13 protein-coding genes are annotated in these 11,375 nt (G+C 44.1%); 3 read left to right on the top strand and 10 right to left on the bottom strand.

Features of this window, described 5'->3' with window-relative positions:
• The first annotated feature begins 287 nt into the window (after positions 1 to 287).
• Together RLO19_RS11940 and RLO19_RS11945 are read left to right on the top strand one after the other, a co-directional pair.
• The gene (locus tag RLO19_RS11940; RefSeq protein ID WP_446356617.1) at positions 288 to 1,442 is read left to right on the top strand and encodes an AAA family ATPase; all 1,155 of its coding nucleotides are present in this window, start codon (positions 288 to 290) and stop codon (positions 1,440 to 1,442) included.
• A complete protein-coding gene (locus RLO19_RS11945) occupies positions 1,439 to 2,062 on the top strand; it encodes a DUF4276 family protein (protein WP_446356619.1) in 624 nt (207 codons plus the stop codon). Before RLO19_RS11940 ends, RLO19_RS11945 begins: the two co-directional genes overlap by 4 nt.
• A 245-nt stretch (positions 2,063 to 2,307) precedes the next feature.
• Here the strand turns inward: RLO19_RS11945 and RLO19_RS11950 are convergent, their stop codons facing one another.
• The 7 genes from RLO19_RS11950 to RLO19_RS11980 all read right to left on the bottom strand — a co-directional run bounded on the left by RLO19_RS11950 (position 2,308) and on the right by RLO19_RS11980 (position 6,670).
• Positions 2,308 to 2,604 carry a hypothetical protein gene (locus RLO19_RS11950; RefSeq protein ID WP_446356621.1) on the bottom strand — a complete coding sequence of 99 codons (297 nt, stop codon included), beginning with the start codon at positions 2,602 to 2,604 and terminating at the stop codon, positions 2,308 to 2,310.
• Between the two features lie 90 nt (positions 2,605 to 2,694).
• Positions 2,695 to 4,221 (bottom strand): ferredoxin:protochlorophyllide reductase (ATP-dependent) subunit B, encoded by a 1,527-nt coding sequence (gene bchB / locus RLO19_RS11955; RefSeq protein ID WP_446356622.1) that lies wholly within the window; start codon positions 4,219 to 4,221, stop codon positions 2,695 to 2,697.
• Between the two features lie 616 nt (positions 4,222 to 4,837).
• Positions 4,838 to 5,101, bottom strand: a complete 264-nt coding sequence (locus RLO19_RS11960; protein ID WP_446334701.1) for a Txe/YoeB family addiction module toxin — start codon at positions 5,099 to 5,101, stop codon at positions 4,838 to 4,840.
• Complete coding sequence (locus RLO19_RS11965; RefSeq protein ID WP_446356641.1) at positions 5,098 to 5,334, bottom strand: type II toxin-antitoxin system Phd/YefM family antitoxin; 237 nt, start codon at positions 5,332 to 5,334, stop codon at positions 5,098 to 5,100. The genes RLO19_RS11960 and RLO19_RS11965 overlap by 4 nt, the downstream gene beginning before the upstream one ends.
• Positions 5,335 to 5,486: 152 nt before the next feature.
• On the bottom strand, positions 5,487 to 5,942 hold the full coding sequence (locus RLO19_RS11970; RefSeq protein ID WP_446356624.1) for an HNH endonuclease: 456 nt from the start codon (positions 5,940 to 5,942) through the stop codon (positions 5,487 to 5,489).
• Between the two features lie 23 nt (positions 5,943 to 5,965).
• Positions 5,966 to 6,397 (bottom strand): hypothetical protein, encoded by a 432-nt coding sequence (locus RLO19_RS11975; protein WP_446334700.1) that lies wholly within the window; start codon positions 6,395 to 6,397, stop codon positions 5,966 to 5,968.
• A gap of 12 nt (positions 6,398 to 6,409) precedes the next feature.
• The gene (locus RLO19_RS11980) at positions 6,410 to 6,670 is read right to left on the bottom strand and encodes a hypothetical protein (protein WP_446356626.1); all 261 of its coding nucleotides are present in this window, start codon (positions 6,668 to 6,670) and stop codon (positions 6,410 to 6,412) included.
• Between the two features lie 531 nt (positions 6,671 to 7,201).
• Between RLO19_RS11980 and RLO19_RS11985 the strand changes: the two genes are divergently transcribed.
• Positions 7,202 to 8,416: a glycosyltransferase family 4 protein gene (locus RLO19_RS11985; protein WP_446356628.1), complete on the top strand. Its 1,215-nt coding sequence runs from the start codon at positions 7,202 to 7,204 to the stop codon at positions 8,414 to 8,416.
• 20 nt (positions 8,417 to 8,436) lie between these two features.
• Here RLO19_RS11985 and RLO19_RS11990 read toward each other — a convergent pair whose 3' ends face one another.
• From RLO19_RS11990 to RLO19_RS12000, 3 genes are all read right to left on the bottom strand, one after another.
• A complete protein-coding gene (locus tag RLO19_RS11990) occupies positions 8,437 to 9,243 on the bottom strand; it encodes a Uma2 family endonuclease (RefSeq protein ID WP_446356630.1) in 807 nt (268 codons plus the stop codon).
• Between the two features lie 117 nt (positions 9,244 to 9,360).
• Positions 9,361 to 10,077: a ribonuclease PH gene (gene rph / locus RLO19_RS11995; protein WP_446356632.1), complete on the bottom strand. Its 717-nt coding sequence runs from the start codon at positions 10,075 to 10,077 to the stop codon at positions 9,361 to 9,363.
• Between the two features lie 40 nt (positions 10,078 to 10,117).
• The gene (locus RLO19_RS12000) at positions 10,118 to 10,714 is read right to left on the bottom strand and encodes an adenylate kinase (RefSeq protein WP_446356634.1); all 597 of its coding nucleotides are present in this window, start codon (positions 10,712 to 10,714) and stop codon (positions 10,118 to 10,120) included.
• Positions 10,715 to 11,375 lie beyond the last annotated feature (661 nt).

Genomic DNA, 11,375 nt, shown 5'->3' on the forward strand with positions numbered 1-11,375 from the left:
AATCTTACAGGTCTGCACTTGTAAATAGGGCGTTAGCTACAAAAAATCCCAAAGTACGCTATAATTTAAGGCTATTCATTTTAGGCTGTTTAAGCTGTTCGGCATTTAAACCTTAATGTCAATAATGGTGAAATCCTTGTAGTTCGAGCATCTTGCTCGCTACTCATACCCAATTTAAATGCATGACAGCTTATCGCTTAATGTGCATGACATTCAGATTAAATAGGAATATGATGCGATTAGTCTAATCATTCCATTCAATATAAACAAGTGCAATAAATCCAAATATGAACTTCTTTGAAAACATAACTATCGAAGGATACCGTCGCTTGTTTTCAGTACAAGTGGATATGCGACCTCTAACGGTGATGATTGGTGCCAATGGAGTAGGAAAAACATCTTTTTTAGAGATCTTCTCACTCCTAGCCGCGTCAGCAAAAGGTCAGTTACAGTCCAATATTTCCGAGTTGGGTGGTCTTCATGATATGGTAACACGCAGCAAGGCGGATAGTTTAGCTATCGCCTTGTCCATGTCTGTGCCAGATGAGCCACCCCTAAAATATAACCTCAGAATAACTCTCAAAGGTCAGTTCTATGAAATTGGTCTAGAAACATTGACCCAACAGCGTGATCCTCATGCACCTCAACCCTTTAAGTACATTGATTCAAGTGGCTTAGATGTCAAATATTCCACGCCGCAAGAACGCGGACTATTTCGCCCGAATTGGGAACATAATCCCTTAGAAACATCCCTGTCTCAGGTTCCCAAAATGTATCAACAACCGGAGACATTACGAAAGCGATTAGCCTCCTGTAGTTTTTACCGATCCTGGGAATTAAATGTTGCCCCCAAAAGTCCCGTTCGTTTGCCTCAATCCCTGCGTCCAGCCACGTTACCTGGAGCCAATGGAGAAGATTTAGTCTCCTGCCTTTATTATCTGCGAGAAACCGATTTCGATCGATTTGAAATCGTAGAAGATACCCTTTCTGCTGCCTTTCCCGATTTTGAACGATTGAGTTTTCCGCCCGTAGCAGCAGGTACTTTGGCAATGACATGGAAAGATAAAAATTTTTCAGAACCCCTCTATATGCACCAACTATCTGAGGGAGTATTGCGCTTTTTGTGGTTGGTGACACTCCTACAAAGCCGAGATTTAACGGCTGTAACTCTGATTGATGAACCCGAAGTGAGTTTACATCCAGAGTTGCTCCAATTGCTAGCTCATGTCATGCGAGAAGCTGCTCAACGAACTCAACTGATTGTGACAACGCATTCAGATAGACTCATCGGATTTCTTGAACCCAAGGAAGTATTAGTGTGTGACGCCGAAGATGGATTAACTACTCTAACGTGGGCAGATTCTCTAGATTTAGAAAAGTGGCTGGAAGAGTATAGTTTAGACCAAGTATGGGCGATGAACCTAATGGGAGGGCGTCCATGAAGATTGCAATTTTAGTTGAAGGATCAACTGAAAAAGCGTTTAAGCCTATCCTAACCGAGTTTCTTAATCGGTATTTACCCCAACAGATGCCCAAACTGAAGTTTGTCACATCTGGTTCTGGTGGTCGTATTCCTAAAGAAAATAAACTCAAACGTCAGGTTGAAAAACTCCTGAGTGGTAAAGATGCTTATGATGCTGTCATTGCACTGACAGACATTTATACAGATACTAAAGGGATTAGAGATTTTGAAGATGCAGAAGATGCTAAGAAAAAAATGAGGGAATGGGTGGGAAATAACCCCAATTTTTATCCCCATGCTGCGTCCTATGAATTTGAAGCTTGGCTTTTACCGTTTTGGTCAACCATTCAGAAACTGGCTAAACATAATAAGTCGGCTCCCAGTGGCAATCCTGAGAAAGTTAATCATGATAATCCGCCTTCCCAGCGAATTAAAGAAATCTTTGAATTAGGGAAAAGTTCCCGGAGTTATAATAAAGCGCGTGATGCAAAAAAAATCTTAGAGCAAAACGATCTGATGGATGCTATTGAAGCATGTTCTGAATTAAAGGCGTTTATCAATACAATTTTATCTTTGTCTGGAGGAGACGCAATCCCATAACAGCAATTAATCTTAACCTTCAGAAAGAGCTACTAAGGCACTTTCACTACTCACCCCGTTAGTTTAAACGATAAACCCCCCATGAAGGGGGGGTTATCTATTCAGTTTTTTTAATGCTGATTAACTTTTCACTTACTTGGCTCTCCTTGTATGAATATCTACTAATATAATTATTTTTTTGTAATACTGATTTTAGGTTGAGGACGACGCTCATCTCAAACTTTACGATGTAAGGATGCTTACTCCTATCTAGACCTCGTATTCAGTTCAATGCGACTGAGAAGGTCAACGATCGCGATTAGAGCTTGGGTGATAATGTAGACGGTTAAGCAACCGATTATACCTTGCAACACCACCACCAGTAAGGGGAAGACTACAGCAAGGATGTTTGCTCCAGCCGTGCGAACCTGAAAAAATCCAGTCCCAAACAAAAAAATTAGACTGAAAGCAACGACAAGGAAATAGCCAAAATACTGAATTCTTTTCAGATTGGAAATAAATCTTGTATACAGTTTACCTTGCTCAGAATTACCTTGTGTCATTTTCAGCCAGCCCCTACTTCTACATCAATGAGAGTGTCCCCAGCCAGGAAACACTCTCATGCTACTACAGCGTGCGATCGCGAACTCCTTCTAAGCGCCGACAGATTCCTTGGCGGCGTACATCACCTCAAGGGTAATTTCACTAAACCCTCGCTCCCGCGCAAATTTCTCTGTATTCCGCTTCACTTTACCGCGCACGAAACCTGGAACTTTATTCAATTCAGTTTGTGCTTCTTTATTCCAATTCAAGTCAGAATCAGCGGAAATCCCTTTCGTAATTACTTCCTTAGTATCATGACCACCGAAGATTTCCAACAGGTGATCTTCCATTCCCAAAGTAAAGGAATTGTACACTAAATCAGCCATTTGATTTGTCCCTTCGTAACCCATGAATGGTTTATACCCAATGGGGAAGTTTTGAATGTGAATTGGTGCAGCAATCACACCACAGGGAATATCCAACCGCTTACCCACATGGCGTTCCATCTGAGTGCCAAAAATAGCCGAGGGTTCAATCCGCGCGATCGCATCGCCAATTTCGCCGTTATCCTCACTAATTAGGATCTCATCACAGTATTCGCTCACCTGTTCCTTGAACCAGTCTGCATCATACTTGCAATAAGTCCCCGCTAGCACCACATGAATCCCCATCTCCCGTGCCAAAATTTTGGTCATCGCCGCCGCGTGGGTATTGTCACCAAAGACAACGGCTTTCTTCCCAGTCAAATTCTGACAGTCAATGGAACGTGAGAACCAAGCCGCTTGGGACACATACAGCGTCTGATTATTAATATACTCCTCGTAATCCACATCAGCGCCTTGCTGGTTGAGTACCTGCTGCATCTTACGGATACACCGTGCTGTTTCCACAACCCCCATCGGTGTGATATCCACATAAGGCATATTGAACTCTGCTTCCAGGTAACGCGCCGCCATCATGCCGATTTCCCGATAGGGTACGAGGTTAAACCAAGCGCGAGGCAAATTTTTCAGATTGTGAACTGATGCGCCTTCTGGGATCACCTCGTTCACTTCAATCCCCAAGTCAGCCATTAACCGCTTTAATTCGGTGCAGTCGTGCTGGTTGTGGAAGCCGAGGGTGGAAATACCAATGATGTTCACCGAAGGCTTTTGAGTCTTACCCTCTGGTAATTCCCCTTTCTTCTTCGCCTTGTTCAGATAATACTGGACTATTTGTTCCAGAGTGCGATCGGCGGCTTGTAGTTCATTCACCCGGTAGTGGTTCACATCTGCCAGCATTACATCACCGTTGGCTTCAAGTTGAGCGCGTTCAACGAAGTTGCCCAAATCTTCTTGGAGAATGCTGGAGGTGCAGGTGGGGGTCAATACAATCAGATCTGGGGTGACTTCCTTATCCTTGCGGATGATATTATCCACCACTTTTTCCTGAGAACCCCGTGCCAAAACGTGTCGATCTACGATGCTGGCGGTTACTGGAGTGTAGTCTCGCTCCCGTTCTAGCATCGATCGCATCACGTTGAAATAATCATCGCCCAGTGGTGCATGCATGATCGCGTGGACATTCTTAAAGGAACTGGCAACGCGGAGAGTGCCAATGTGAGCCGGACCTGCATACATCCAGTAAGCCAATTTCATACCGAGTTTCTCCCTTGTATTTGTTGCACAAAGCCCGATTGAGGACGAATGGGCAGTGTTATTGATGAGTTTATATTTTCAAGTCGCTTCTGATTGTCTCAGACTTTAAGCATTTCGTGAGTAGGTAGTGACTCGGATGGTCATGGCGGGAAAATCGCCCAAACCTGCTTACTGACTGGGATTCAGCCTAAAACTAAAACAACTTAACGGTTGTTTATTGCAATCATTCTTAAAATTTCGCGAAATTCCTCAATGTTTCCCATTGACAAGGAGACGATCTCAGATAAACTCTATTGAATAATCACCTATCAAAAATTTTGGCAACCTGACACGTTAGCAGCGAGTAAAGAAATGGCAAAACTAGCACAGTTCATGATCTTGGCAGGGTTGATAACTTCTTTTTCTGCCCAAGTCTACATCCTCGTGCAAGCCTTTCGTTATTCTGCTCTTGACGGATTGCTTTGCCTCGTTATTCCTGGATATATTGTCTACTATGCGAGAAGGAAACGGACACGACAAACCAAACCTCTTCTCGTTTGGATAGGCGGTTTGCTCTTATTTATCTTGGGGCTAGTATTGTCTCCTTAGCTTCTCGTTGCGCTCGTGTTACAAAACATTACTCATAATGAGTCCACATCCGCAGAATCTTTACGGTATTCTCTGACTCAATCACTTGATACACGAGACGATGCTGGATATTGATACGCCGCGAGTAAGCACCAGATAAATCACCCACTAGCTTTTCGTAAGGTGGGGGATTCTGAAATGGGTTAATTTCAATGATATCGAGTAGTGCTTGAGCTTTGTCTCGTAAATTACTTTGAGATAGCTTCTTGGCATCCTTCTGAGCCTGTTTCGTGTAGACAAGTTGCCAAGTCACCACTCCAACTCCTGATCGCATTCTTCAATCGGAGTTGCCAAGCCAGCACGAATTGATTCCCGCATTCCCGGTATCGAAAGTAGATACAGCGTTTCCTGAATTGCTAACCAATCGGCTTCAGACAGTAAAACCGCATTGCTACTTCCTGAAGTAATCACAATTGGCTCATGGGATTGACTCACAGCATCGATCAAATCTTGCAATTGCTGTTTGGCTTTATTAATAGGAATCATCGCCATCAACTTAGTCAAGTTTAAACTAATTACACTTGGATCTATTATATTCATGATTTTAGCGTTCTAGTGGCGCAACGGCTTGTCGATTGGTGCGAAAACGCGGCAATTTAGGAGTCATCATTGAAGCCTAACGGTGTAATGTGCTGACTTTATTGATTTGCCTTCAGCGATTTCAGCAATTGCCTGGGTCGAAATAGTTGGATATCTTGATAGCGATTAGGATAGTGGATAAACATATAATGTTCGTACTCGTACCAGTGCATTTCACATTTTTCCCGATTACAACTACCACAAATAACCCACAGATTTCTAAAATCTAAGGATAGCCAGGGATATTGCGATCGCGGAAGTTTGTGATCGATGGTTCTCCCACCCACATCAGCAAATCGACTACCACAAACTGGACAATGCCAATCCGAGTTGTTTTTCACCCAGTCTTTACTCTCTGGAGTTGTGCCGCATTCAACGTCACCATTGACATAGCGCCAGTGATCAAACTTGCGATAGTCTTCTAAATCTTGGCGAGTTAGTCTATTATACCGCTTTTTGCCAACCTTATCGGCTACTTTAAAAAGGTCTTCTATATTTTTATCATCGAGGTTCATGGTCTATCTGATTCAGACTTGATTTAGCGATATTTGTTGCGAGATTGCCTGTTTTTTGCCGAAAAACGAGAAGTTTGACTGTAATCAATCACTTCAACTTCAGTTTCGGGAAATTGCTGGTCAACTAAGTCTGATACCGCATTCACTTCCGCCGCCATTTCTTGATTAAAAGCTTCTATTTCTTCAAGCGTTTGGTATTTTTGACCAATGCGATCAGCTTCTAAGAACAATTCTTCTAAGGTTGGTTCATCATCCGCGTCAGGCTGAGCCGGTAACTCATTAATTTTTTGATAGAGCTGAATCACATTATCCCAGCCAACGTTTTTATACCCGTTTTCTTTGAGCCAGATTCGATCAGTTTTCGGCAACTTATTCCGACGAATTGAATTTGATTGCTGGACTTCACGATAGCCCATACCGCTAAATGTGCGACTTTGGTGTTTTTGGCTTGCCATACTAATTTGCCCCTACCCTAACGTCCACCGAAACAGTCTGATCAACGCTTTGCGGATCTCACTATCCTCATATTCCAACAACATTTTGGTATCTCGCGCTAATCGTAGTCGAATTTGGTCAACAATATTCGTTAAATCTCTGTTATCTTTTTTGAGTTTTTCATTAGCGTCAACCAACTCCTCACACTCTACCGCAGACAGGGATTGGGTAATGTTTTTATTAATGCCGTATTTTGCTTTCAGTGTATCTTGAAGAGTACTCTTGGTTGGCATTCACCTTCTCCTTCAGAGGTTTATTTTCACTATACCTCACGCGGCGTATAGCAGAATCTGTGTACCTCAGTTACCTGAAAAGCGACCTAAGCTTACTGTATTAATTAAAAATCGTCAAAAAAAGATTCTATTTTTTACAAAAATACATGCATCTAACCTCTACGTTTTTTTGCGCCTATATGTGCTGATTTAGCGCAGCATTCTCGCTAAATCAGGCATTTCAGCGACTGGTGAGCCGAATTCATTTAAAAATAAATACACTAAGCCACAAGTATTAATTTTACCAAATCGCTGAACTAACGCAAAATCGTTGCTAATTGAGAATAATTCTCACAGTTTTTTTGCCCGTAACGTTCTGTAAAGCAACAAATCTCTCATCTCAACCCACTCCTAAGAAAAGTTTCAATTATCACCGATAGACTATACTCTCTAGGAATCCCCAATCGGTGATAATTGATCAGGAGATCACCCAGTTGTCGAGGAAAGAGTCATCCGAGAAAAACCGTATCCAAGACTACGAATCATCACCTGATGCGAATCTTATTTTTGCATTCCAATTTTCCCGCCCAATTCCGCCACCTAGCCGTTATCTTGGCGCAAGACCCGCGTCACCAAGTCGTCTTTGGTACAACCCGCAAAGAGGGTCAATTACCTGGTGTTGTCAAAGCCATCTATGCGCCATCCCGCCAAGCCCGTCCAGAAACCCATCACTACGTCCGCCCCTTGGAAAATGCGGTGCTGCAAGGGCAAGGGGTTTATCGCCTGTGTGAACAACTCAAAGCCCAAGGGTTTATTCCCGATGTGGTTTATGGTCATTCCGGTTGGGGTCCTACCTTCTTTATCAAAGACAGTTTCCCCAAGGCGAAACTATTATGCTATTTCGAGTGGTTTTATCACGCTCATGGTTCAGACGCCGACTTTGATCCAGCAGAACCCCTCAACGCCGACGATGAAGCCCGGATTCGGATCAAAAATGCGCCGATTCTGATTGATTTGTACAGTTGCGATCGCGGACTCTCTCCCACCCATTGGCAGCACCAACAGTTTCCCCCAGAGTATCGGGATAAAATTACGGTACACCATGATGGGATTGACACTAACTTTTTTCAACCGAAACCGGGACACAAATTAGTCCTCCCTCGGTTAAATTTAGACCTATCTCACGTCAAAGAACTTGTCACCTATGTCGCCAGAGGAATGGAACCCTATCGCGGCTTTCCCCAGTTGATAGAAACCATTGCCTTACTGCAAGAAAAACGCCCCCATTGTCATGCGGTTATCGTGGGCGAAAATCGTGTCGCCTATGGGAAATCCCTTCCGGATGGCAAAACCTATAAGGAAGTCATGCTGGAAAATTTTCCATTGGATCTCAACCGCGTTCATTTTACCGGGTTACTTCCCTATCCAGACTATCTACAAGTATTACAAGCCTCAGCGGTTCATATTTATTTAACCCGTCCCTTTGTTTTATCCTGGTCAATGTTAGAAGCCTTATCAACAGGGTGTTTAGTTGTTGCGTCAAACACAGCACCTGTGAGGGAGGTAATCCAGGATGGCGTGAATGGTTTATTAGCCGACTTTTTTTCGCCCCAAAACATTGCTGAACGGGTGGAAGAGGTGCTGAATCATCCTGATAGTATGGCGGCGCTGCGAGTTCAAGGGCGAAAAACGATTCTGGAGCGTTATGACTTAACTCAATTATTGATGCAGCATATCCAGTGGATCGAACAAACTGTTGGAGATTAACTTTAAATTTTCCCACCTATTTACCTTTGAGAAATCGCTCTCACTTCCTGCACCTCAAACCCCAGCGCCTCCGCCACTTGTTCCACACTCAACCCCATATCCAACAACCGAGGGATTGCATCCCGTCGCGCCTGCTGTTCGTGCTGGGCGCGTTCATCACCAATTAGCAAGAGATTTCCTTGTGCATCCCACCAGCGTAACCAGCATTGAGTTTGATTTTGATAGCATCCTTCCCATAGTCCCAACTCTACTCCCAAAGGCGCGATCGCATAATGACCCCGTTCATTCGCTCTTAAGGGTTCATAAAACCCATTGACGAGGTGATACAGTTCCAACCTTTCCTGATTGATTTCGTAGATACCATAATAGGGAATCCGCATAATCCGTTCATAGACCCAAAACTTCCCTGGTTTCGTCGTTTGGGCTTGATTTGAGAACGATAGTGGCGTGCGATCGCGTTCCTGGGAACCATCCCCTGAAGCAAACTCCAGTGCGATTAATGGTGCGATAAATTCCCGCCACAACACATAGGAACGACGGATTTTTCCGCCTAACTTGGGCGGAACATTAGGCACATAAAACCAATCTGGTGCTTCAGCCCCTTGTTCAGGTGGATCAGTTTCTCGCCAGTAGATCCCACAATTTTGTCCAATGGCGTATTGTCCATCAGGATGCAGTCGTTGTAAAACTCCTCCAATTGAATCGGTTAGGATTAGGCTTTGAGGGTGTTCTTGAAAATTCTTCACAAATGTACCATCAGACTCAGGAAGTTGAGTATGGTCTGGAAAAGGTGGTGGTAGTAAATCAGCGATAGGACTCTGAGTCATGACTGTTTGGGTAATGATTACATCTATTACATATTAGTTTGGCAAAAGTTGCCCCTTGTCATCCAGCTATACCACTTACCCAATCCCTCGTTTCATACTAACAACTGAAAATCCCGATTAGCTCAGGGCGTGACGTTGAGCGTCTAACAACTCCTTAATGCCTATTTCTGCCATATCAATTAACTGATTAAGCTGAGTCCGACTAAAGCTTTCTTCTTCCGCCGTTCCTTGAATTTCAATAATATTCAATTCGTCGTTCATGATAACATTAAAATCCGTTTGCGCGGCGACATCTTCTTGGTAGTTCAAATCTAAAAATGGTTCACCCTCCAACAATCCCACCGAAACCGCCGCGATTTGGTGACGGATTGGCGAGCGCTCTAATTCTCCAGCTTGGACTAATTTATCCAAAGCCTCAGCCAGGGCGACGTATCCCCCAGTAATTGAAGCGGTACGGGTTCCCGCATCGGCTTGCAGGACATCCGCATCCACCATCACCGTGCGTTCACCTAATGCGGTTAAATCTACAGCCGCTCTTAAAGAGCGTCCAATCAGTCGTTGAATTTCTTGAGTTCGACCGGATAATTTAAGTAATTCACGGGTTTGGCGTTGAGGTGTAGCGCCGGGAAGCATCCGATACTCGGCGGTTAACCAACCACTACCTGTTCCTTCAAGAAATCGCGGGATTCCCGGCTGAATGGTGACATTACATAATACCTGGGTATCACCGCACTTGGTTAAGACAGAAGCTGATGCAAATTTAGTGAATCCACGGACAAAACTGATGGGACGGAGTTGGTTAGGTTGACGATGATCAGGACGTTGCCAAGACATGGTAGTACTTCTGAGTCAGAACGGGGTTTGTCAAAAAAGGTTAATTTTCCAGTTCAAGTTTGTGCAAGATATTTTGCTGAACTTGCTCTGGCGGTTGGTCGCCGTTTATCGTCAACAGCTTTTGACGATAGTCATAGTACTCCAGGATGGGGACTGTGCGTTCGTGGAATAACTCGATGCGGCGCGGGACAATTTCGGGATGGTCATCCAGACGAGACTTGGCTGATGTGGTGCTATCTTTAGCATAGTTTTGCGATCGCGCCACTGAACGAGTCATCATTACGGATTCGGGTACGGTTAAGTAAATCGCCCAATCTAGCTGTTGATTTAAGTCCTCCAGGAGAAAATCTAATTCCTCGGCTTGGAAAGCAGTACGGGGATACCCTTCTAGCACCCAACCTTTCGCCGTGTCAGGTTGTAGCAGGCGCTGGCGCATGAATTCGATCAGGATTTCATCAGGGACTAATTCTCCCTTCTCGACGTAGGGCTGAGCCTTTTGACCTAAATCGGTTTGAGATGCGATCGCACGACGCAAAATGTTACCACTGGAAATCTCCACGATCCCCAAATGGTGACACAACTGTCGCGCCTGTGTGCTTTTCCCTGACCCTGGACCTCCCAGAATCACTAGTCTCACGATAATAGCTCCTCTGTTCCTAGCCTGGACAAGTCTTTTATCAATGTTGCACAAATCCTTTGCATCTGGGCAGGTTTTGACGCTAGTGACTACTGACCGTCATTTTGCCACGAATCCCCCTGGATGAACATTCTCACCGACTTACTCTTGACGGACTTGTAGATATGGTGTTTGATTAGGGATGCCACTGAAAAAAATACGCTATATCTTGTTCGCTGCATTGATTGGATTTCGAGTTAGGTTCCTTGAATTACTTGTGGGTTTTGTGATACAGTGACAATGTAGGCAGGGATAGGGGAGAAGGAAAGAATTACTAAAATTGAGTTAAGTTGTAAACGGCTAGAATCCCCGACCCAAAAGGATTCGGTGGAATAGTAGCAGAAACAGGCGATCGCGAATCAGGCGTCAGGAACCTCAGCCTAAAGGCATGAGGCTTGAAAGAGAAATCTAACAAGCCATTCTGACCAGCTTAAGTCTTAACTGACTACGTTATCGGCAAGTGTTCAAGACATACCAGTAGATGCGTAGCTAGTCTACTGCTCTAGAACCGAAAAGTTAAACAGTTTTAAGGTCACTGAAACAGTGCTTTTTGGATAGTTACCGACCGATAACATTGGCGAAGCTAACTTTACCCGAAAGGAGATTGAGGCAACCATACCTC

Origin of the sequence: Coleofasciculus sp. G2-EDA-02 (assembly GCF_040226375.1) — a bacterium.
Classification (GTDB): Bacteria; Cyanobacteriota; Cyanobacteriia; order Cyanobacteriales; family Coleofasciculaceae; genus Coleofasciculus.